General features: G+C 43.8%; 22 protein-coding genes. 20 read left to right on the top strand and 2 right to left on the bottom strand.

What is annotated here, in order from left to right:
- The first annotated feature begins 21 nt into the window (after positions 1–21).
- Positions 22–1,200, top strand: a complete 1,179-nt coding sequence (locus LT679_RS07265; protein ID WP_232176796.1) for an MFS transporter — start codon at positions 22–24, stop codon at positions 1,198–1,200.
- A 71-nt stretch (positions 1,201–1,271) separates the two neighbouring features.
- Here the strand turns inward: LT679_RS07265 and LT679_RS07260 are convergent, their stop codons facing one another.
- The gene (locus tag LT679_RS07260; RefSeq protein ID WP_232176795.1) at positions 1,272–1,505 is read right to left on the bottom strand and encodes a hypothetical protein; all 234 of its coding nucleotides are present in this window, start codon (positions 1,503–1,505) and stop codon (positions 1,272–1,274) included.
- A gap of 181 nt (positions 1,506–1,686) precedes the next feature.
- Here LT679_RS07260 and LT679_RS07255 point away from each other — a divergent pair, with 181 nt between their 5' ends.
- Positions 1,687–2,055, top strand: a complete 369-nt coding sequence (locus LT679_RS07255) for a VOC family protein (RefSeq protein WP_232176794.1) — start codon at positions 1,687–1,689, stop codon at positions 2,053–2,055.
- A gap of 5 nt (positions 2,056–2,060) precedes the next feature.
- On the opposite strand, the gene LT679_RS07250 is transcribed toward LT679_RS07255, so the two are convergent.
- On the bottom strand, positions 2,061–2,591 hold the full coding sequence (locus LT679_RS07250; protein ID WP_232176793.1) for a hypothetical protein: 531 nt from the start codon (positions 2,589–2,591) through the stop codon (positions 2,061–2,063).
- A gap of 251 nt (positions 2,592–2,842) precedes the next feature.
- Between LT679_RS07250 and LT679_RS07245 the strand changes: the two genes are divergently transcribed.
- The 18 genes from LT679_RS07245 (at position 2,843) to LT679_RS07160 (ending at position 21,800) form a co-directional block, all read left to right on the top strand.
- Entirely contained in the window at positions 2,843–3,250 is a 408-nt protein-coding gene (locus tag LT679_RS07245; RefSeq protein ID WP_232176792.1) for a DNA-packaging protein, read from the top strand.
- A 4-nt stretch (positions 3,251–3,254) separates the two neighbouring features.
- Positions 3,255–4,490: a PBSX family phage terminase large subunit gene (locus LT679_RS07240; RefSeq protein WP_232176791.1), complete on the top strand. Its 1,236-nt coding sequence runs from the start codon at positions 3,255–3,257 to the stop codon at positions 4,488–4,490.
- Positions 4,491–4,506: 16 nt separating this feature from the next.
- On the top strand, positions 4,507–5,208 hold the full coding sequence (locus tag LT679_RS07235; protein ID WP_232176790.1) for a hypothetical protein: 702 nt from the start codon (positions 4,507–4,509) through the stop codon (positions 5,206–5,208).
- Positions 5,151–5,354, top strand: coding sequence for a hypothetical protein (locus LT679_RS07230; protein WP_232176789.1), 204 nt, complete (start codon positions 5,151–5,153; stop codon positions 5,352–5,354). The genes LT679_RS07235 and LT679_RS07230 overlap by 58 nt, the downstream gene beginning before the upstream one ends.
- A 23-nt stretch (positions 5,355–5,377) precedes the next feature.
- On the top strand, positions 5,378–5,815 hold the full coding sequence (locus LT679_RS07225) for a hypothetical protein (RefSeq protein WP_232176788.1): 438 nt from the start codon (positions 5,378–5,380) through the stop codon (positions 5,813–5,815).
- Positions 5,816–5,823: 8 nt separating this feature from the next.
- Complete coding sequence (locus LT679_RS07220) at positions 5,824–7,923, top strand: hypothetical protein (protein WP_232176787.1); 2,100 nt, start codon at positions 5,824–5,826, stop codon at positions 7,921–7,923.
- Between the two features lie 11 nt (positions 7,924–7,934).
- A complete protein-coding gene (locus LT679_RS07215; protein WP_232176786.1) occupies positions 7,935–9,977 on the top strand; it encodes a hypothetical protein in 2,043 nt (680 codons plus the stop codon).
- A 70-nt stretch (positions 9,978–10,047) separates the two neighbouring features.
- On the top strand, positions 10,048–10,965 hold the full coding sequence (locus LT679_RS07210; RefSeq protein ID WP_232176785.1) for a hypothetical protein: 918 nt from the start codon (positions 10,048–10,050) through the stop codon (positions 10,963–10,965).
- Positions 10,966–11,038: 73 nt separating this feature from the next.
- Complete coding sequence (locus LT679_RS07205) at positions 11,039–13,549, top strand: coiled-coil domain-containing protein (protein WP_232176784.1); 2,511 nt, start codon at positions 11,039–11,041, stop codon at positions 13,547–13,549.
- A gap of 59 nt (positions 13,550–13,608) precedes the next feature.
- Positions 13,609–14,502: a hypothetical protein gene (locus LT679_RS07200; protein WP_232176783.1), complete on the top strand. Its 894-nt coding sequence runs from the start codon at positions 13,609–13,611 to the stop codon at positions 14,500–14,502.
- Positions 14,503–14,573: 71 nt separating this feature from the next.
- On the top strand, positions 14,574–14,810 hold the full coding sequence (locus tag LT679_RS07195) for a hypothetical protein (protein WP_232176782.1): 237 nt from the start codon (positions 14,574–14,576) through the stop codon (positions 14,808–14,810).
- 395 nt (positions 14,811–15,205) lie between these two features.
- On the top strand, positions 15,206–16,402 hold the full coding sequence (locus LT679_RS07190; protein ID WP_232176781.1) for a head maturation protease, ClpP-related: 1,197 nt from the start codon (positions 15,206–15,208) through the stop codon (positions 16,400–16,402).
- A 158-nt stretch (positions 16,403–16,560) separates the two neighbouring features.
- Positions 16,561–17,772 carry a hypothetical protein gene (locus tag LT679_RS07185; RefSeq protein WP_232176780.1) on the top strand — a complete coding sequence of 404 codons (1,212 nt, stop codon included), beginning with the start codon at positions 16,561–16,563 and terminating at the stop codon, positions 17,770–17,772.
- Between the two features lie 83 nt (positions 17,773–17,855).
- The gene (locus LT679_RS07180; RefSeq protein ID WP_232176779.1) at positions 17,856–18,440 is read left to right on the top strand and encodes a hypothetical protein; all 585 of its coding nucleotides are present in this window, start codon (positions 17,856–17,858) and stop codon (positions 18,438–18,440) included.
- A gap of 113 nt (positions 18,441–18,553) precedes the next feature.
- Positions 18,554–18,787: a hypothetical protein gene (locus LT679_RS07175; RefSeq protein ID WP_232176778.1), complete on the top strand. Its 234-nt coding sequence runs from the start codon at positions 18,554–18,556 to the stop codon at positions 18,785–18,787.
- Entirely contained in the window at positions 18,784–20,067 is a 1,284-nt protein-coding gene (locus LT679_RS07170) for a hypothetical protein (RefSeq protein ID WP_232176777.1), read from the top strand. The genes LT679_RS07175 and LT679_RS07170 overlap by 4 nt, the downstream gene beginning before the upstream one ends.
- 102 nt (positions 20,068–20,169) lie before the next feature.
- A complete protein-coding gene (locus LT679_RS07165) occupies positions 20,170–20,796 on the top strand; it encodes a DUF6712 family protein (protein WP_232176776.1) in 627 nt (208 codons plus the stop codon).
- Positions 20,796–21,800, top strand: a complete 1,005-nt coding sequence (locus tag LT679_RS07160) for a hypothetical protein (protein ID WP_232176775.1) — start codon at positions 20,796–20,798, stop codon at positions 21,798–21,800. Before LT679_RS07165 ends, LT679_RS07160 begins: the two co-directional genes overlap by 1 nt.
- Positions 21,801–21,804 lie beyond the last annotated feature (4 nt).

The raw sequence follows: 21,804 nt of genomic DNA, 5'->3' as shown, positions 1-21,804 counted from the left end.
TATTATTTTTGCGCGTTGCCTATGAGTACTGAAAATAATAAACCCGCCTTAACACCGGCGCTTACCTGGCTTATGGCCATTGGGGCAGGTTTGGTGGTAGCCAATAATTACTATAATCAACCCCTGCTTGGTAAAATTGCTGCCGAGTTTAAGATAACCGAAGCTAAAGCCAGCATGATAGCTATGCTTACGCAAATTGGCTATGCAACCGGCTTATTGCTCATAATTCCCTTGGGCGATATGCTCAGGCGCAAAAAGCTCATTCTGTTCGACTTTGTGTTCATTGTAATTGCTTTGCTGGCGGCGGCTTGGGCGAAGAGTATCACAATCCTTATGGTAGCCAGTTTTTTCATTGGTTTAACATCGGTAGTACCACAGCTTTTTGTGCCGCTGGCTGCTCAGTTGGCGAGGCCTGAAGAAAGTGGTAAGGCAATAGGTACTGTTATGAGTGGCTTACTTGTAGGGGTATTAACATCGCGCACCATAAGCGGGTTTGTGGGCGAGCACTTTGGCTGGCGATCCATTTTTTTCATCGCCGCGGGCTTGATGGTGCTGCTATGGGTTGCCTTATTTATTAAACTGCCCGACCTCAGGCCGCAATTTAAAGGTACTTATAGTTCATTAATGCGATCGCTGGTGCACCTCGCGCGTACCGAACCTGCTTTGCGCCTTGCTGCGGCTCGCGGGATGCTGGGCTTTGCAAGCTTCAGCGCGTTTTGGACCACGCTGGTATTTCTGCTTGAAGGGCCCCCGTTTTTTAAAGGTGCTGATGTTAGCGGTGCGTTTGGTATAATAGGCGCAGGCGGAGCAATAGCGGCGTCAGTAGTAGGGCGATTGAGCGATAAAATGAAACGCTCGCTTATTATTACTACAACCTTAATAATGATGGTTGCCGCCTGGGGTGTGTTTGGAGTTTATGGCTACTACTTTGCCGGGTTAATAATAGGAGTGATTTTGCTTGATCTGGGCTTGCAGGCTATGCATATCGTTAATCAAACCATAATTTTTGCTTTGCATCCTGAGGCGCGAAACCGCCTTAATACCGTTTACATGGTATGCTATTTTATTGGAGGGGCACTGGGCACATGGCTCGGCGGTATATGCTGGCAAAACTGGGGATGGCTTGGCGTAACTGTATTAGGAGGGGCATTAGTACTAAGCGCCCTTTTATTACACTTGCTATTCGGACGAAAGGGTTAAAATAGTTTGCCGGTCACCGACCCTGCACTATGTTAAACTAAGTACAGGGCGGTAAGTGACAAATTTCAGCCTTACAAATCAAAAACCGGCGTGGCAGTTTTTGTAATGTTGTGTTTCTTTCTGTAAACCATAATACTGAGGGTTAATACGGCTATACAGATTGATAGAGTAGCGGCAATTATAGCATGAGTGATCGGAAATGCCGCCGTGGCTGATGATCCGGTTAAAAACAAACCAAGATCAGGAATAAGCAGGCCTAATAACGGGAAGCTTAAAAAAATTCTGAATTTTATAATATCTTCCATAAACAGATGTGTTTGTTATTACTTTACAAATATATACAGTAAATTGTTGAGATTTATATAAAAAATAAAACAAAATTTAAAAAAGGGTTATTTCACCGGCTCATACACAGTGATTTACATTTTTTAAAATCAATAACAGGTAGTAATTGATACTTTAGCCCGATAATTTTAAATATAAACCATGTCGAAAAGTTTAATTTTAGGTTTACGCACAGTGATTTATAAGGTGACTGATCTGGAGTCAGCAAAAAACTGGTATGCTCAGGTTTTCAATACGCAGCCCTATTTCGATGAAGTATTTTATGTTGGCTTTAATATAGGCGGCTACGAACTCGGTTTACAGCCAGATGAGTGTACGGTTGGCGACAATACGGTAACTTATTGGGGCGTAGAAAATGTTGAAAACGCTTACGCAAACTTCATAGCCGCCGGTGCCACATCATTTGAGAATCCCCAAAACGTAGGAGGCGACATTGTCGTTGCCACGGTTAAAGATCCTTGGGGCAACGTTATTGGTTTAATTTATAACCCAAGTTTTAAGGCCGAATAATCAGGTTACTTAAAACGGATATCAAACTTACCTGTCACCTTATGTAGTGTGGCGTTTTTACCTGTATCAGATGCCAGGTAGGTTACAAAAGTGCCTTTTGCGGCAACGTCGTCTTTTTCGTTAGTATATTTTTTCAAGGAAAGTTTACCCAGGTCCATTTCGTGTGCCGATTTACTCAGGGTAAAACTTGAGTCGGCTTTGTCGTTCACAAACAAAAACTGGCTTCCCTCAACCTTAGTGCTCGATTTATTGATGGCTTCGCCCAACCCGCTGATGCCGAAGCTCATGCTGTGGCTATCATTTATAGCGGTGATGCCAAAATATTTATTGCCGGCTGTATCCACTCTAACAAAGGCAATACTATCTTTTTCGGCATCAAAAATATAGGTGCTGTCGTTAAAGGTGATGCTTAACTCTCCGGTAGTAGCAATAAAACTGCCTGATGATGATGGAAGTGCTGTGCTATCCTTGTCGTTTTTAAAGCTTTGTAAATCCTCGTCCTTACGGCATGAGGTAACAACTGCTGACAGGAGCATTGCAAATATGAAAAGTAAAAAAGTAAACTTTTTTGATCCCATCCGGACAGATTATGGTTAAATGTACAAATTAATTATCCACAAAATCAATAGCAAAAAGGCAGCCACAGGCGCATTTAACATATTTTAACTTTCAGAAAAACTATTTAACTGATTTAGATAATTACAAACAAAAAATAATCTTTATAAAATTCTTTATTATTAAAGAAATATCTGTATATTTGTATTGTTCTTCAATATTACTTAAACCCATGCCCATAAAATTTAATTCATCGTCAGCTTTTCAGCAAAGGGTTGATGCGTACTTTGACCAGTTTAATAATCACGATAAAGTTACGGTTAATAAAACTGAAGTGCCTACATTTTGCGGCCTGCTTTTATATCTCGGGTTTAACAGCCGGGAAGAATTTATAGTATATGAGCAAAGCGGTAGGTTTAACCAAGCTGCAAAGCGGGCCAGGTTACAAATTGAGGCCGAATATGAAAAGCGTTTGCACCTTTCATCGTCAACCGGAGCAGTGTTTGCGTTACGCACTTTGGGTTGGGGCGGCGATCAGGCGTCGGGTTCAATCAATATCAGTCAGCCGGTGCTGCAGATTGAAATCCAGGGAACCGGTTTCCTTCCTGCTGGTAGTGAAACTCAAGTAGACTTAACTTAATTAAATGCCAAAAGGCATAATTTTCATAATGCGTACATCGGTATTATTTGATCTTAATTATAACGCTACTGAGCCTATAGTGGTGAATCAGGGCGGCACCTCGTCGGGTAAAACGTTTGCCATTTTGCAGGTACTTTTTTGTTTGGCTATTGAAACAGGCGGATTAGTAATTACGGTTTGCGGGCAGGATATGCCCAACTTAAAGGCGGGCGCGGTACGAGATGCGCTTGCCATATATCATTCCGGCACGCAGTTAAGCCAAGCAGTTAAAACTTATAATAAAAGCGATAGATTTTTTGAGTTTGTAAACGGCAGTATCATAGAGTTCAAAAGTTACGAAAGTGCCCAGGATGCAAAGTCAGGAAAGCGCGATTATTTATTTGTTAATGAGGCCAATGGTATTAGCTGGGATGTATACAATGAATTAGCGCTTCGCACCAAAAAACGTGTTTTTTTAGATTACAACCCTAACGTAGAGTTTTGGGTGCACGACAGGTTGCTCGGGCAGAGCGGAGTTCAGTTGATCATATCAGATCACCGGCATAATCCCTTTATTGATGATGCAGTACGCCAAAAAATTGAGTCGTTAAAATATGTTGACGAGGAACTTTGGAAGGTATACGCCCGCGGCCTTACCGGTAAAATTAACGGATTGATATTCAACAATTGGCAGCTTTGCGAAGCAATACCTCAGGATGCAAGGCTGATTGCAACCGGGCTCGACTTTGGATTTACCAACGACCCAACGGCTTGCTTGCAGGTATACCGGCAAAATGGTGAGTTATGGGTACAGGAATTGTTTTATGAACCGGCGCTCACTAATACCGATATTTCAGCCAGGTTAAAGCAATACGGATTAAGTTTTAGTAATGAAATAATTGCTGACAGTGCTGAACCTAAATCCATTGAAGAGCTTAGGCGCATGGGCTGGAATATCAGTGCCGCTAAAAAAGGACCTGACAGCGTAGCCAACTCTATTGATATTTTGCAGCGGTACAAAGTAAATATCACCCGGGCAAGTACCAATTTACGTAATGAGCTTGGCCGCTATAAGTGGAAAACTGATAAAGCCGGCCGTTCCGTTAATCAGCCGGTAGATTCATGGAACCACCTGATAGACGCATTTCGCTATGTGGCGCTGAACAAGCTGGGAGTAAATAATCAGGGCGGTGTACGTTCAAAACTGCCCTTGCTCCATGCGTCTCCCGGTACCGATCCATTGCTTAATGGCATTTTATAGTTGTAAACTAATTTATATGATCAATAAAACTGTGAAAACCCACAAAGGCAAGCTGAGCGTTGCTATGCCTGAGAGTTTGGATGAGATAACTTTAGGACAGATGATTACCCTGCAATCGGCCGAAAAATTAGGCGACGCTGAAGCAATCAGTATACTGTCGGGTATTCCGGCAGAGGAACTGAAGCAAATTAAAGACGCGTCTGAACTATCCGTGTTCAGCGAGCTAATTTTAAAACTCGCCTTTTCTATTAAAAACCTGTACAATAGCGATGCTATTCCAAATTTGGTTATCTTGGATGTTGATGGTGTTAGCAAAAGAATGAAGGTTATCAGCGATTTAGCTATAGAGCCGGCAGGCGCTTACTGGGCTGCGCGTGATATTATTGCCGACGAGATAGCATCACACATCAAGAAGTATGGCAACGACGATTGGCAGGCAAATTTCAACCCCTCGCTACAAGTATGCAGCAAGCTGCTGGCGCAATACTTTTATTGCCGGGCTACCGGAAAACCTTATGATGAGTACCAGGCCGCCGCTTTTGTTAATGTGATAAATACTATGCGGGTAACGGAGGCACTGCCCATTTCGAAGCATTTTTTTACCTCATATCCGCACTTTTTGAAAGTGAAAACAGGCTTTTGGCATCAGTTCCGTCAGCTTTGGAAAAACGTGCAGGAATACAGGCGTTTGAAAAATTTAAGCACATTAATACCATAAACGCGCTTTCGGGCGGCGATGTTACCAAGTGGGATCTCATCCTGAACACTCCGTACGAACGGGTGCTCACCAAACTGCTGCTCAACAAAACGGAAGCTGATTATCAGCGCAAGTATACCGAGATGTTGCAGGCCAGCAAATCTTGAATAAAAATTTAAAACTTATAACTATGCCTATCCGCAATTATATTGAGGCTATTGTGCAAAGCCTTGACGGTACACCGGGTTTTATTTACGGTACCGCTAATGAGCTCAATACCCTGGCCGACTCTGCTACGTTCCCATGCGTTTTTATGTACCCTTTAGAGGGTATTGAATTATTGCCGCAGGTAAACGGCAAGGTTGATAATATTTTCAATTTAACTATCGAGTTCTTGTTCCAAACTGATTTTGGCGAATACACTGCCGATAACGAAAGCTATGTAGCAGAAGCGCTTGCGATGGCCTCACAGTTTATTCAAAAAGCGGCGGCGTACCGGCAGGGAAACAAGCGGTATTTTAAAATTAAACCCGGTGATAAAGCACGATGCCGCCCGGTGTATAACAAGTTTAATGTAAACACAACCGGCGTAGTGCTGAATATTGCGCTCGCCGCCACTAACTCCTAAAAAATAAAATGGCTATCATCGCAAAAATTGATATTACCAATTATACTTATACCTACCCGGACTATAACGGGGGAGAAACCACCTATGCCGATGTATTTATCCGGTTGACCGACTCAACTACGGGCGCACCGGTTAACGGTAATAATACCATTGTGTATTATAACGAGATAGAGGGTGGCGGCTACAGCACTTACTCGGTAACCATACCCGGGCAAAGCATGCTTATTTTCAGTGGCATGATCAGCGACCTTCGATATGATTACACGGGGGTGATGATCTCTTCATACAGCAAAAGTTTCGCCATACAATCTGTTGTACCTGGCATCGAACCATCTAACCCCGCAGCCTGCGATCTTAAGATCAATTATGTTACCATAAACAAGCCGGAAAGCGCGCCCGGATCTGCCGATGGGCAAATCACCGTAAACGCCAGCTCGAGTTTTAGCCCTATAGGCTATAGTATTGACGGTGGCGATACCTACCAGGTATCTCCCGTGTTCAGCGGTTTGCGGGGTGGCTTAGTGCAGGTAACCGTTCATGACCGTAATCCGCTGGGTTGTACACAACAAACATCCGTACAGTTAACTGTGCAAACAGGCTTGCTGATTGATGATCCGTCGGTAACCGTAGGTAATAACACTTCGCGCTGGAGTGCGGCTTTCAATCCGGTGGTGTTTACCTATCAGCGCCGCGATTTTGACGTAACAAAAATTGATAGCTACAACACGCGCGATAAAGGGATTAAAGCCAGGCTTTACATTAACGGCGATATGGGTAAGGTTAAAATAGGCGATTCAATTTATTTAAACGCAGGTTTGTATAAAGGGGTGTTTGAGGTTGTGGATATTATTGGGGGCAAACTAATTATCAACACAGCATACAAAATTAACCAAACCGGATTTGTTAATATTAACAGCCTGCGCCCGTATTATAAAATGGAAACGCGCATAACTTATCAGGATGCGGATAGCGGGCAGGAGCAAACCATTACCGCCACTCACCGTCCTGATAGCACCGGCCTAACCCGTGCCGATGTTTCGACTTTTTTGCAAAGTTTGCTGAAGGTTGCGGATAGCAGCGATTATACGCGAGTAAATCATCGTGATAACAACCTGAGCGCCAGCTATAGCATAGCGTACGACGAAGTTTGGGATGGCAAATACGCAAATGCCGACCAACAGAAGTTTACCGCCATAGCAGGCAACTATTACGTACTTTATGCCGCTAAACAATTGGGCGATAAGCATGGCGGTAACCTGGCGGCTTATGTGCCGTTCCGGTCGGTTGCAGGGCCATCGTTGAGGGCGAGGTGGGTGACTGATTTTGATGAACCAGCCTACAGCAACGGTTATCCGTTTGATATCGGTTTTATATACAGCGAAGCATTATTAGGGCGCCAGTTGTTTTGCGAGCTCAAGATGCTCGATGTTAACCGTAAACCTTTGGTAGGCGCTTTGCAAAATCAATATCTACTTAATGAAAATGGATCATGGTTGCTTAACCAGGATGGCAGTAAACTGGTTATAACCAGGCAAACGACGGGGGATATATCTGTACCCGCGCAGTTAGGGCTTAACCGTTTGCTTATTAATCAGCAATTCCCGCAGGAGGCGCATTATATTACCATCGACCTGAAATATAATGATGATAACGGGCAAGAGAAAATAGTTACCCAAACGCAAACCATCCGCGTAGATAAAGCGGTTGATGATAACTCAGTCTACTTGCGCTGGATCGGTCTTTCGGGTTCCTGGAATTACTACCGTTTTGTCTTTAATCAGGAAATTTCATTAGATGTGCAGAATGCCGTAATCATTAAAAATTATGTGCACGATTGGGAAAACCAGCAAGGCATTGAGGAAGTGATAAGCAAAAGCGCGGGGCAAAAAGTAAAGGTTATGGCTGAGGATCTGTCCGTAAGTGATATAGAGGGTTTACAATCCATTAAATACTCCCCGAAAGTGCAGTTATTAGTAAGTCGCAATCCGGTAAAATGGCAAACTGTGGTGGTAAACACGGCAACTTATGCCGAGTATGAAACACGCAACGGGCAGGCTCCTTTCAGCATCACCTTCAACATGCCTGCCATTAATATACAGGCACAATAAAATAGTTAAACATGCAGCTTTTAATAAACGATCAGTTGGTTGACCTGGCGGATGACAGCCCCATTGCCCTTACTTTTCAAATTAATAACCTCGGAGAGGTAAAAAACCAGCAGGGCAACACTTCAAACCAGTTCAAACTACCTTTAACCCAACGTAACCGCCGGATTTTAGGTTTTCCGGACGATGTGGCGTTTAACACGGGCGCCCTATATAAACGGTATAATGCCAAATTGGTGCAGAATGGCTTGGAGATCATCCCTTACGGTATTGCCGAACTTAATAGTGTGGATAATGATACAGTAAACCTGACCGTACTATCAGGTAACGTTGATTTTTTTGACGCCCTTGGCGGAAAAATTTATGAGATGGGCGATAGTACCAGCCCATACGGAAAGCAGCAGCTTTGGAAGGCGTATGACCACACCTGGAACTTACAAAATGTTGTGGCCTCACAGCAAAAAAAAGAAGGGTGGATATACCCGATAATAGACTATGGCAAACTTAAGTATAACCCTGCAGGTGGCGAGCATGAAGTAAATGTGCGCCAGCTACGTCCCGGCTTCTTTGTAAAAACAGCTGTTGACATACTGGTGCGCTCAACCGGTTACCGGGCGGACGGCTCTTTACTTACCGATCCGCTATACGATAAGCTGATCTGCCAGTTTAGTAACAGCAAATGGGAGCACGGCACGGATCACCAAAATAAATTTGATAACAACGGTATTCATGTTAGCAGGGCAAGCAATTTGGATGTGTCGCATATACCCATTCATGATAACAAGGGCACTGTAACTTTCAATAAAATAGATGAAGGTAATAGTGCGCAGTTTACAGCGGCCAGTACTTACACTTCAAAAGAGATTATCACGGTTGATGTATCATTACATATACCAACATTTATTTTTAGAGGTAAGGTTACAGGTAAGCATCCTTCATATCTCAAATTATTTATCAGAGTTTTCAAGGGCGGATCACAACAGGATGTTAACGAGCTAAGATTTGATTTTTCAAATGGATTTAACCGGGAGCAGGGTAGCGGGGGTAACATATGGGGTAATTACGTTACAACAAATGCAAGCATGTCATCGCAATTAGTACTAAACGTTGGTGATAAAGTGCGTATTGATTACGAATTTTGGGGAGACAGGCCGTCTTATTTCACGATGTCTTCAGGCGCCTCACTTACCATAAAGCCTATTAACCAGGATGTGCAATATGGCCAAACCGTGCAATGTGAGCGTATATTGCCAGATTTGAGTCAGAAAGATTTTTTAAAGGACGTATTGCAAAGGTTCGGTATCATTTGCCAAACCAATTCGGATGAGCGAAAAATCATATTTTCAAGTTTGCGCGATATCGTGAAAAATATCCCGCTGGCTAAAGATTGGACAGCCAAATGCCTCGATCAGGGTAAGCAGATCAGCTATCAGTTGGGTAATTACGCGCAAGTAAATTATATGCAGTTTGAAGAGGATGAAGCCATACCGCTAAACTACGGCAGGGCGCAGCTAAATATTAATGACGCCTCGCTCCCGGCTTCAGCCGAGTTGTTTAAATCGCCGTTTGCGCCAAGCTTAACCACGCCTTACATTGGGGGCCAGATAACGCAGATCAGAATGGTGGAGCAGGATAGTGATGACTTTAGCATTGATGTTGCGCCGCGTTTATTGATTAACGAAACACGATTTGTAAGTGATGCTACGCCGATAAAGTTTATTGACGGCGACGGCAATAGCATAATACTGAAAAATGATAAGATAAGTGTGCCTTATTTTTATAAAGAAGGCACGCCCGATCATTTGTGTTACGCGGATATGTTTGATGGTAATACAACCCATGCGGGTATAAAAACACGCTACTATGCCGAGTTTGAAAAAGTGCTGACGCAAACCAAAAAGGTGGTACGTTATTTTATGCTTACCCCAAGAGACGTATTGGAGCTTGATCTGCTAATTCCGGTGTACTTGCGACAGGATGGCGCATATTACTACATTAATAAAATTGATAGCTGGCGTAAGGGTCAACCCACTAAAGTTGAATTAATAAGGCTTTGATGCTAATTATATTAGTTTTTATGGATAACATTTTTTATGTTTATCACGTAAAAACGATCATTTTAACTTGATGAAAAATACACTCCTTATACTGCTTATCGCACTCATAAATTTCCCGGCTTTTTGCCAAAGCAAGGCTGACTCAATTGAAATAGCAAGACTGCTTAAAATTGATAAAATGGCTAAACGGCCCGATAGGTATTTTTTTGGCCCGGTACCTTATCGTACACTTGAAGAAACTATTGGCGAGGAATATATGATATTACCGCTTGACTCGGGAATGAAAAAGTTTGGATATACCTATATAAGAGCTCAGGGCTCAATAAAAAGGCTTTACAGTAAAGATATTGAAGGAAAGTTGCTTGTATTAAAAAGCGTAACTAAAGATAGCGCTTATTTTGCTGATAGTGATGGCAATAAGTACGTATCAGTCATAGCTTATAACCACACCATTGCAAACATAGCTCCTATAGCTGAATTTAAATTTGCCCGAAAATTGTATCTTAATAAAACTTTATGGATTAAGACTTTTACTGTTAAAGTTGGTAACCACAGAGATGTCATCAATACGGAAACTAAAAATGCAATTTTTGAACCAGTTCATATCCTTGATATAGTTCCATCAACCTCAAATATGTATCCGTTAGTTTTTATAATTAAAACTTCTGATGGAACAATAGGGTACACTGTTGCTGCACTTAGTAAAACAAATACGGACCGCGATCCCGATTTTGATTTTTACAATCGTTTTTATATCAAAGACCCGAAGCTGATTTACAAATACACCCCGGCTATGTGGGCTAACCTGAAAAAGAGTAAGGTAATTATTGGTATGACGGAAGAGCAGGTATTATTAATACGCAAAGACCCGGATCAGGTTAACAAAGTAATTGTTGGTGGCAAAGTATATAAGGATTGGATATACCTGGAACCCAAATATCATTCATATCTGTTTTTAAATGGTAAGGTTACTATGGTAAAAGAGTAATCAAACTTATCAGGAGCTAACATATAAAAATATAATTCAATTATGCCATTTGGCATTTAAAGCATTAATCAATATGGCAAACACATATAATATTGAAGATCAGTTAAAGGCCCAACAGGAGGCTGTTGATGAGTTAAGAGATTCATTAACTGAGGTTATAAGCATATACCCCAAGTTTGCTCAGGGTTTTGAAGCAGGCCTATCCGCCCTGGGCGAGAAATTACCTGAAGTTGTTGAATCGATAAAACAGCTTAATACACAAAACAGGGAGCTTGTAGCATCGGGCCAAAAACCGCAAAGCGTTTTAAAGCAACTGGCCTCATCATTACTTTCATGGAATAGCGTTATATCAGTTGGCATCACACTGCTCAGCGTATACGGAAAGGAGATTTTAAGCTGGGTATCATCCTTATTAAAGGGTGAGCAGCGTTTAACGGCTTACGGCAAAGCGCTTAAGGATAGTCGCATTGTAATGGGCGCGTTAATAGAAGTACAAAAGCGCGGCAATTTATCGGCGCAAGATGAATTGGTTAAGTTAAAACTGCTTTACAATGCCACACAGGATGTTACCCTGGGTATAACCGAACGAAAAAAAGCGGTTAATGCCCTACAGGAAAAATATCCGGCTTATTTTAAGAACGTTAAGGACGAAGCGATACTTGCCGGACAAGCCAAAAGCCAATATGATCAGCTTGCCCAATCCATCATTGCCACTGCCAGGGCACGTGCTGCCGAAAATTTGATTGTAAACAACGAGCAGCGTAAACTAACTAATGAAACACGCGCCGGTAAATTTAATGACGAACTAAAAGCACAGCAAAAGGAGTTAGATGCGGCTCGTAAGCATCAAAAAGAGTTGGACAAGGTGCCTATGCAAGTTTCCAGTATGGGTGTGCCTGTTTCTGCAAGCGGTTCTTTTGGTTATATTGAAATAAATGAGCTTGAAGAAAAAGTAAAGCGTACGCAAAAAAGTATTGCTGATTTAAGCACAGATACTATGCTGTTAAATAAGCAAAACAACGTGCTGGTTAAAGCGGTTGAAGATGATGTGAAGAAGTACGGTATTGGTTTATTGTTAGATACCAAAAAAAATAATGCGGAGATTAATAACTCGTACCGTACTACTATTAAGGAGCAGGATGATCTATTCAGATCGGCCAGCCAGGAGCGGCTTGAGGAGATAGCCGGGCAAACCATACAAACCTTAAAAAGTTATGAGGAACAGATAAAAACAGCCGAAGCGTATTTTAATAAGCTAAGGGCCGGGCATGCAAAAAATAAAAAGGATATTGAGCAGATTGACAAGGAGCAGGCCAAAACGCTAAAGGCGATCAGTAACAAGTTTCAGCAGGAGGATGTAGCGCAACTACAGCGCTACGAGGACGAGTTGAAACAACTGAAACTGGATAATATTGAAGATGTTACCGCCCGTGAGCAAGTTCGTTTAAAGCAAGAAACTGAGGATAGGAATAAGCAGTATGAGGAGGAATATAAAGTTCTTGATGAAAGAATAAAACATAGAACTAAATTACTTGAAAAAGATGACGGACTTACCTTAGCTGAAAAAGTAAAACTCAAAGAAACCATCGCCCAGGAACAAAAACTCCTTGAAGATATGGCCGCCTGGAAAGAGCAGTTTGATACCCGGCAGTGGCAAAAGCAAAATGCGCTTAACCAACAAAATGCCCAGCCCGACAAAAGCCAGGAAGAGCAGGATAAACTCCGGAATGCCATTACTGAAAATGAGCAGAATGGCAAACATTTACAAGCGTTATTGCTACAGCAGCAATTGCTTGATTTGCAACACCAGCAGGCTGTAACCGCCGCTCAAAAACGTAGTGAATCTGTTGAAAAAATTGAGGCGGATTATGCCGCCAAACGAGCCGCGCTCGAGCAGGACCTGGTTAGCGCGAAACTGCATGCAGGCGATAAACTGATAGATGGCGTGCTGAAAAACTCTAAAAAGGATTCGGCCATATTTAAAGCCGCCTTTGTGGCCAAAAAAGCCACCGCGGTTGGCGATATTATTATCAGTACACGAAAAGCCATTATGGAATCGTTGCAAGCCTACTCGGGTATACCATTTATAGGGCAGGCTTTGGGTATTGCGCAGGCGGCATTTATGGCTGCACAGGGGGCTACCTCCATAGCCGATATTGTAAAGCAAAAACCCGGCTACGCGCAAGGCGGTCGCTTTATATCCGATGGGCGCGGCGCGTTGTTAGGGGGCTATAGCCGTACTGATGATACCAATGCCTATCTTCGCTCGGGCGAAGCGGTGGTGGTTTCTGAAGCCATGCGCAACCCCTGGGCACGTAACCTGGTAAGCGCCATAAATGTAGCCTATGGCGGGCGCGATTTTTCAACGGGTAATACCTCGCCGGCTTATGCGCTTGGTGGTGTATATACCGATGGTGGCAACGCCGGGCGTTATTATAGCCAGCCGGTAAATGATGTTAAGGAGATGGCTAATACACTGGCTTATCAAATTATCAACAACTTTCCGCCGGTATATGTTGATGTAAAGGATATCAATACGCAGCAAAGTATTTTAGCGCGTACGGTTGATAGGGTAAACCTGTAATTTGCTTTGCAATTTTGGAGGCCACTTATTATATTTACCAAAATTTTTAGCAAAAAGAGATGAACCGCCTGATCTGGACCTTAATTTTATCATTAAATATATCCCTGTGCTTTGCCCAGCAAGATGATACCGAAAAACTGACAGAGGAACAACGTACCTACATTGGTCCGTTACGTTACCGTACTTTAAAGGAAACCATAGGTGAAACTTACGTTGTATTGCCGTTGGATATAGATGATATGAAGAGTGGCTATGCTTTTTTAGCTAATGTAACTACCGGCGAAAAAAGGGCTATAGCATCAACCGCTGGCAAGCATTTAAAGCTTTTATCAATTGATGATGATTTTAAATATGGAAATTTTGTTGATAGCGTAGGGATGCAGTATCAGGCAAAAACATCACTATTAAAGTTATTTTATCAAGTAGCGCCGGCGAAAGATATTGAGGATGCGAGACAGCTTTTGCTAAACAAAAAGCTGTGGATCAATTTTCTCTTCTTAAAAACAGGGAATCCATATGATTGGAGAGGAGCTTTGATCGGGATAGAAAATGTTCGTTTTGAACCTGTAACTGTTATAAATGTATCGCCAAGTACAACTAATGGTGCTCCTGTTTTGTTGACCCTGAAAACCGATAAAGGTATTATTGGATATAGCTTTGTTGATGTAAGCGGTACTAATACCGATCACGATCCTGTTGCTTATTTCAAGAATAATTTTTTCACTAAAGACCCTCAAACCATTTACAAATATCCGGCGGCGGTATGGAAAAATATTAAGGCCGGCAAGGTAACCTTAGGCATGACGGAGGAGCAGGTAACCCTGATAAAAGGCGAGCCCGAACGTGTGAACGTAGTGAAAACAGGCGGCAAGGTATACCGGGATATGATCTACATGGAACCTAAATACCAATCATACCTTTTGTTAAACGGTAAAGTAACTTTAATAAAATAGTTATTGTAATGAAACAGAGATCTTGATCTCTTAAACTAAAATATGCCAATAGGCATAATAAGCATATTAATATGAATATCCAAATCGCTAATTCTCTTTACGAAACCGGCGTGTTAACAACGCTCTTTAAATCCGGACTGATCAGTGCCAAAGTATTTACTTATCGGGAGATTTACTTATGGGTGCATGCCCAGGTAAAAACACGCGGCATCAGTGTAAATAAAGCCGTATTAGAGGCCGAAATACAGTTTGATAAAGGCGAACGCACTATCTGGCGGGCGTTGAACACCTTTACGCAGGGGGAGTAACGCCCCTCCTAAATCCTCCCCAAGCGTAGACTTTGTTCTATAGCCCTCCCTTCGGGAGGGTTGGGGGGGTACTGCCACACCACTGGCACCAAAACCTAAATTAAAAGCGGCGATATTTGTATTGTCGGATGATTGATAGATCAAAATAATAAAAATGCCTACTGCCAAAACATCGGCACCATCCTGGCGAAAATTTCTTCCGAAATTTGAATTAACAAATCGCCTCCGCAAAAAAGATCACGCTTAAACCTGTGTGGTCTGCATCCAATACATAATATCAAATAATTGCAACCGCAATTACCAACTGTAGCAATTACAGTGTTTCAGAAATGCCATACCGGCAAGCTGGCTTTTCAGCCACGCATCATGCTTGATGACAAATAAATCAATTTACAATGAAGATATACCTATATGATAACGAAACGGATAGCATAGGCTCGGGCAGCCTGTCATCCGCCCATATCAAAACCCAGCTCGATGCTGCCGCGGGTGCTGATGTGGATGTACATATCAGCTCGGCAGGCGGCAGCGCGTTTGATGCCATTGCCATATACGATATGCTGAAGAAGTACCCCGGCGCCGTTACCGTTTATATTGACGCTTTGGCCGCCTCGGCAGCATCGGTAGTGGCCATGGCCGGCGATACGGTGGTGATGGGCAAATACGCCTTGCTGATGATACACAAACCCATGGTAGGCAGCGGCGGCAATGCCGATGAGCTGCTGAAAGATGTACAGATGCTCAATGTGGTACAGGAGCGCCTGGCGCAGATATACACCGACCGTTCAGGGTTAGATAGCGTAACCGTTAACAGCCTCATCAACGCCGTTACCTGGATGACTGCCGACCAGGCACTTAGTCTGGGTTTTATTGACCGGGTGGATGATTACAGCATGCCCATCACCAACAACCTGCACATTAAGCAATTCGCTTCAACCGCGCCCGCGGTTTACCAGCGCTGCATCAACAAAATACTAAATACAAATACAAACATGAACACGGAGAACAAGGAGCTTATCGAAAAAACGACTACGGTGTTGGACAAGATTATGAATTTCTTTAAGCGGGTGGTAAACAAACATACCATAACCGACAAATGTACCCTTCACCACGAGGGCGAGCTTGCCGAAGGCAGCGAGGTTTACCAGGATGAGGAAATGCACCAACCTGCCGGTACAGACGTTTACACTACGGCTAACGGCAAAAAGCTAAAGGTAACGGATGGCCTGGTTGAACAAATTGAGCAACCGGCACAAACAGAACCTGACGAAGAACCATTGCCGGAAAAACAGAAACAAAAATTTCAGGCCAAAAAGATGGAAGTAGAGAACCGCATCCAGGAACTAAAGGCCCGGCTCCACGCCCAGAACGCATTGCTTACCGAAGCCCGTGCTGCTTTAGAAACTGCCAATACAAAGCTCAATAAAACAACAGAACAGGTGCGCAACGAGATCCGCTCAGATTTTATGCCTGTAGGCTCAAAACGCAGTACGAAAGGTAAAACTGAAGAGCAGCCGTTTTTTACGCCGCAAAGCGATCTGGCACGCACCGCAGTTAAAAAAGCCGTGCAGGATAAAACTACAGCCCCCTAACCCCCTAAAAGGGGAACTCTTGCTCATCAATTAAACCTTATCAATTTATATTAATAAAAAATCCTTACTCCCTTTAGCAGGGACTCGCCTAAATCTTTTAACTCCCCCTTTAGGGGGCAGGGGGGCTCGCTTTAGGGGAAGGGGCTTTAAACTAACAAATGGCTCAATTTACATTTACAAACAACACCTATGCCGGCGAAGCGCTGGCGGGTTTTATGGCAAGCACGCTGCTTGAGGCCGACTCAGTAAAGCGCGGATTGCTAACAGTAATTAACGACGTAAAATCGCGCAAGATCATCCTTGATGTTGATGATGACGTAAAACTGCAGGACCCATCGGGTATGTTTAACGATCAGGGTACCACGGCATCACAAACCGAAAGCTACCTTGACCCGGTGATTTACGAATTTATGAAACAGGAGCAGTGGGATAACCTGGTACAATCATGGGAAGCCCAAAGGCTAAGCCCCGGCGCATTCAGCGATTATGAGGGCGTTGTTGACCTGTCGGATTTTATGGTGCAGCGCTACCTCACTAAAATTCAGATCGCTAACGAGCGTTTGTACTGGCTGGGCAAGGGCGCAACCAAAGAGGCTACGTTTACCGCTCCTTTCACCGGCCTGTTGCCGAGCATAGCGGCAGCATCGGGCGTGTACAAGGTAGGCCTGGGTAAGCCGTCTACCTCAATGGCAGCTACGGCAATTGATGCCTCGGGCGTAGTAACTGTATCAAGCACCGTTACTTTGGCTGATGGGGATGTGGTAACAGTTACTGCGGTAACAGGCAGCAGCAAGGATACTACCAATGGCACCACCGGTGCACCCAATGTTCAGGGGCAATCGTACTTTATCAAAGTACTGAGCGCTACTACCTTTAAGCTGGTGCGTAATTTTAACGAGATTAACACCCGCAAGCCTGCCACCTTTACCGGTACAGCTACCGCGGCAACAGTAAGCTACATTAATGCCAGCAACGTATTAACGGTATTAGGCGAGGTATATGCCCAGCTTGACCCGGCCGACCGTAGCCAGGATGATTTTAACCTGCAGGTGCCGCTGCATGTGGGCTATGCTTATGCACAGGCACAGGCGGATAAGGCAGTAAACGTTTTGAATGCCTTTACCGATAAAAAGAAAATGGATTACCTCGGCATTCCGCTGCAACTGATGAACCACTGGCAGGCCAATACCATTCTGGGTGCGCGTTCATCAAATCTTTTCCTGGGCGTTGATCTGCTGGGCGATGCTTCAGAGCTTTCAACCGTTTACATGAAACCTTATACTAATGATAATGTGGTGCGCATGAAGGCCCGCATGAAAGCAGCCGTTAACTTCAAGTTCGCTAACGAACTGTTCTACCTGGGCGCGTAACTAAACGCGCATTAACCGAAGCAGATAGTCCTGATCTGGCCTATCGGTACTGTTCTATCAAAAACCTAATTCATAAAAACAATATGTCGATTTATAATAAAATAAACGCGGGCTTTGCCCTGGGCGCAAGTGAGCCTGTAACCGCCGGTATTGAGGATGTGATATACATTTTTAACGAGGATGAGATCACCCTGACCTACAGCACCACCAACCCACTGATAGTAACCGGACTTACTGCCGTGGCAACCGCCAAAGTGTACAAGTTTGAAGGTACTAATAACAGCTTTAACGCTACCTCAAAACTGGCCAAAACACAGGTAGGCCCACGCTATACCGAGGAGATTGATTTCAACGTGGCCGGCCTGTCGGTTGAAATAAAAGCACAGCTACAGGCTATGGGCTATGGTAAGGTACGTGCCATTGTGGTAAATAACTATAAAGCCAGCGATTCGGCTGTGGAATTGTACGGCGCGGTGAATGGCCTGGTACTAACCGAGGCTGAGCGTAACGCCGCTGACGAAGCATTGGATGGCGGTTACAAAGTAAAACTGAGCAATCCGGAAAAACTGAAGGAGCCTTATCCGCCGCGCGCAGTATCTATTGCGCCACAATCAGGCACAGCTACGTACGCCAGCACCATCGCCGCGATTGAAGAATTAGTATCCTAAACCTATCCTGATGGCGTAAACACATCATTGCCCCGGCCCTTAAATTAACCTTATCACATAATCGGGCCATCAGCATCAATGGCCGCGGGCAATGATCTTAATTATTTTAATAAATGAGTACACCCAAAAAATATGTGTTAAAGCCCGGCAGGCATCAGTTTGCACCCGGCGAAACGGCGGCTCATACCAATGATAACTTAACCGATGAGCAGGCGGAGTGGTACCTTAATCGCTACCCGCATATCGCATTGTTATTTGTTAAAGCCGAAGCGAAGGTAAAGGCATCCGGCAAAGAAAAAACACTTAAAAAGCAAAGCGTTGATTTGCAACAGGAGGGTGGCGAATGAAAACCTATCTCCCGCAAATAGAACGCCGCATACTGGTAAGGCCCAATCAAACCTTCGGCATACTCAATTTTGATATCGATAACGCCTATCCGCAACGGATGCTCGAACTGGTGGCCGCGTCGCCCACAGCAAAGGACTGCTGGAACAAGCGGGCCAAGTTTATAGCCGGTGTAGGTTTCGAGGATGCCAAATTGGGTAAGCGGATGATCAACAGTAAAGGGCTAACCCTGGCCAAGCTTTTAAAAGCCATAGCTACAGATAAGGCCTTGTTTACAGGCTTTGGTATTCATGTAAACTATAACGCCAATTTTAAGATATGCTCGGTAAACTACGTGAAGTTTGAGGATATCCGCATGGGCGATACCGATAATGCGGATACTGCCGGTAAGTACGCCGTGTATAATGATTGGGGGCGAAAGACCTGGAAGCATATATTGCGTAGCAAGGTAATTTTTTTTGACCGATACGACCCTAACCCAGACGTTATAAAACAACAGGTATCAGCAGCCGGAGGCTGGGAGCAGTACAAAGGGCAGTTGTTCTATTTTAATCCGCAGATAGATGATTACCCGCTGATAGAAGCTGATAGTGTTTGGGAGGATTTTGAAACCGAAGCCGGTATAAAGGCTTTTAACAACCGCGAGGTTACAACAGGTTTTCTGCCTTCAACCATGCTGTTTATGCCGGCTCGCCGCGAGGAAGCGGACAATAGCGGCGGTGTAGGGGAGGGCAACAATTCTCCATCACAGTTGGAGAAGGACCTGGGTACGTTCCAGGGTGCTAAGAGTGCTCAAAAGATTATTGTAATAGAATACGAAGATGAAAAATCAAAGCCTGAGTTTCAGCCCTATTCCATCCAGAATAACGATAAGCTTTTTGAAAGCACGGAGCGCTCGGTTGAGGCGCGTATCATCAAAGGTTTTTCGGTACCAAAGGAGCTGGTCAACCCTGAAAAATCATCAGGCTTAAGTAATGGCGGCGAAAAGAAGGAAGCCATACGAGAGTTTAATGATAACACCGCACCCGACCGGGCGGAGATAGCCGAGGTGCTGGAAGAATTGTTCAGCCATTACCATCAACCTTTAAATCCATCAGGTAACTGGAACATAATACCTGTACCCGCCAATGTTGCTGAAGATAGTATTGGCGTGAAGGCCGGCGCGGCCATTAATCAGTTACTGCTTGCCAATATGCCTGCTGAGAGTAAGATAGCCACGCTGGTATATGCTTACGGATTTAAACAAGCCGAAGCCAAGGCCATGGTTCAGGGGCTGATATAGCCTGTCGATAATTATTTGCGGATCAGTTTACCTGATGCAAGCCTTTCTCTTAACCGCGGCATGTGCTAATGCTGCATTAATTAACCATTACATTCTTTAAACATGACCCAGATATATTTAATTGACAAAAGCACATTTCAGCAATATCAGGACATATCGGTAAACATAAAACTCGAACGCCTCAACGCTTTTATCAAAAAAGCACAGGATTTGGATTTAAAGCCATTTTTAGGGCGCGATTTATACAACACGCTTTTAAAACAATTTGATGAAACAGGTGCGATAAAGTTTGATACCCCGCAACGTTACAAAGATTTGCTGACAGGCACGGAATATCTTGATGATAAAGGTAATATTGTACTTTACGAAGGCCTCATTCCGGCTTTGGTGTATTTTACCTTTGCGCGCTTTATAGAGAACGATGCGGTTCATTACACACCAACTGGCCCGGTAATAAAGCACCAGGACATGGGGCAGGCATTGGCTACGTCCGAAATCATGAAACTGGTGCAGCAACAACGTAGCATAGCTAATGCTTATGCCAATGATGTTGAACGCTATTTAAATGACCATCAGCAAGACTTTCCGCAATGGCGTTTAAGTAATGCTAACCGCATTGCCAGGCAGCCGGGGCCACGCATTCGCGCCGTAGACAGAAACCGGTATAATTACCCGCTTACTGCTTCATCAACTGAACTAAGCTATCCGATAACCGAATTTTTAAACTAATGGCAATTGATAAAAAAATAAGTGAGTTGCCCATAACATCAGCCCTCACGGCAGATGGCGTATCAGTTGTAGTACAGGATGGAGCCGATTATCAATATAATCTGGAACAGCTGCTCTCTTTTGTGGGCGATAACATTAATACGGGTGTTAGCTTAAATTTTGGTACTATACTGCCGCAAAATAACTACGGTAAAAACGGTGATGTGTTTATAAACACACTTTCCGGCGCGATGTATCAAAAGGTAAACGCGGTATGGTTGAGTACCTACATCCCGGTGCCCTTTAATGCTGGTGGCAATACAACTATCTATGCTCCGGGATTACCTGCTGGAACCATTGGTGCGAACGGAGATAGCTATATAAATACTGACACAGGTATCTTTTACAAAAAAACTAACAGTGTATGGCTGCAGGTGTTTTCTATGGCCAGCGGTCCGCAAGGGCCTCGCGGTAACAGTATGTTAAGTGGTAACGTTAATCCGCTAAACAGCGTAGGGTTAAATGGTGATTTCTTTTTTAACACAGTTACACTCACTGTATTCGGTCCAAAAGCTGACGGCATTTGGCCGGCTGGTGTGAGTATAAAAGGAGAAGATGCCAATACGTTGCTTTACGGCGACACTAATCCAGCAAACAGTATTGGAAAAAATGGCGACTTTTTTTTAAACACAACCAGTTATACATTGTACGGACCCAAAGCAGATAATGACTGGCCGCAGGGTATTTCACTGATCTATCAACCCGCAGAAGCTGTTACGATAGACATCCCGGAGGGATCATCGATTCCATTTGTAATTCAATATGCCGCAAATTTTAGTGAATTCGGAAACGATCCGGTAGTTACAGTCGATCTGATTGCCTCGAACAATATTCGTCGATCAGTCAGTGATGTAATAGTCGAGAAACGCTATTCAGCCGGGAGTTTAAGTACAATACATGTGTACGGGCACGACAGCGGGGACGGATTGACGACGATAGATGACTTAATAATCACCATAAAATAGACTT

Source organism: Mucilaginibacter roseus, assembly GCF_021215455.1.
In the GTDB taxonomy this organism is placed as follows: domain Bacteria; phylum Bacteroidota; class Bacteroidia; order Sphingobacteriales; family Sphingobacteriaceae; genus Mucilaginibacter; species Mucilaginibacter roseus.
This window is presented reverse-complemented; position numbering and strand designations above follow the sequence as displayed.

Excerpts from the sequence above, each read along its gene's own strand:
- LT679_RS07190 (WP_232176781.1), top strand. The coding sequence starts at position 15,206 with ATGAAGATATACCTATATGATAACGAAACGGATAGCATAGGCTCGGGC.
- LT679_RS07260 (WP_232176795.1), bottom strand. The coding sequence starts at position 1,505 with ATGGAAGATATTATAAAATTCAGAATTTTTTTAAGCTTCCCGTTATTA.
- LT679_RS07195 (WP_232176782.1), top strand. The coding sequence starts at position 14,574 with ATGAATATCCAAATCGCTAATTCTCTTTACGAAACCGGCGTGTTAACA.
- LT679_RS07215 (WP_232176786.1), top strand. The coding sequence starts at position 7,935 with ATGCAGCTTTTAATAAACGATCAGTTGGTTGACCTGGCGGATGACAGC.
- LT679_RS07255 (WP_232176794.1), top strand. The coding sequence starts at position 1,687 with ATGTCGAAAAGTTTAATTTTAGGTTTACGCACAGTGATTTATAAGGTG.
- LT679_RS07220 (WP_232176787.1), top strand. The coding sequence starts at position 5,824 with ATGGCTATCATCGCAAAAATTGATATTACCAATTATACTTATACCTAC.
- LT679_RS07235 (WP_232176790.1), top strand. The coding sequence starts at position 4,507 with ATGATCAATAAAACTGTGAAAACCCACAAAGGCAAGCTGAGCGTTGCT.
- LT679_RS07210 (WP_232176785.1), top strand. The coding sequence starts at position 10,048 with ATGAAAAATACACTCCTTATACTGCTTATCGCACTCATAAATTTCCCG.
- LT679_RS07225 (WP_232176788.1), top strand. The coding sequence starts at position 5,378 with ATGCCTATCCGCAATTATATTGAGGCTATTGTGCAAAGCCTTGACGGT.
- LT679_RS07185 (WP_232176780.1), top strand. The coding sequence starts at position 16,561 with ATGGCTCAATTTACATTTACAAACAACACCTATGCCGGCGAAGCGCTG.
- LT679_RS07160 (WP_232176775.1), top strand. The coding sequence starts at position 20,796 with ATGGCAATTGATAAAAAAATAAGTGAGTTGCCCATAACATCAGCCCTC.
- LT679_RS07245 (WP_232176792.1), top strand. The coding sequence starts at position 2,843 with ATGCCCATAAAATTTAATTCATCGTCAGCTTTTCAGCAAAGGGTTGAT.
- LT679_RS07240 (WP_232176791.1), top strand. The coding sequence starts at position 3,255 with ATGCCAAAAGGCATAATTTTCATAATGCGTACATCGGTATTATTTGAT.
- LT679_RS07165 (WP_232176776.1), top strand. The coding sequence starts at position 20,170 with ATGACCCAGATATATTTAATTGACAAAAGCACATTTCAGCAATATCAG.
- LT679_RS07265 (WP_232176796.1), top strand. The coding sequence starts at position 22 with ATGAGTACTGAAAATAATAAACCCGCCTTAACACCGGCGCTTACCTGG.
- LT679_RS07170 (WP_232176777.1), top strand. The coding sequence starts at position 18,784 with ATGAAAACCTATCTCCCGCAAATAGAACGCCGCATACTGGTAAGGCCC.
- LT679_RS07250 (WP_232176793.1), bottom strand. The coding sequence starts at position 2,591 with ATGCTCCTGTCAGCAGTTGTTACCTCATGCCGTAAGGACGAGGATTTA.
- LT679_RS07200 (WP_232176783.1), top strand. The coding sequence starts at position 13,609 with ATGAACCGCCTGATCTGGACCTTAATTTTATCATTAAATATATCCCTG.
- LT679_RS07180 (WP_232176779.1), top strand. The coding sequence starts at position 17,856 with ATGTCGATTTATAATAAAATAAACGCGGGCTTTGCCCTGGGCGCAAGT.
- LT679_RS07175 (WP_232176778.1), top strand. The coding sequence starts at position 18,554 with ATGAGTACACCCAAAAAATATGTGTTAAAGCCCGGCAGGCATCAGTTT.
- LT679_RS07205 (WP_232176784.1), top strand. The coding sequence starts at position 11,039 with ATGGCAAACACATATAATATTGAAGATCAGTTAAAGGCCCAACAGGAG.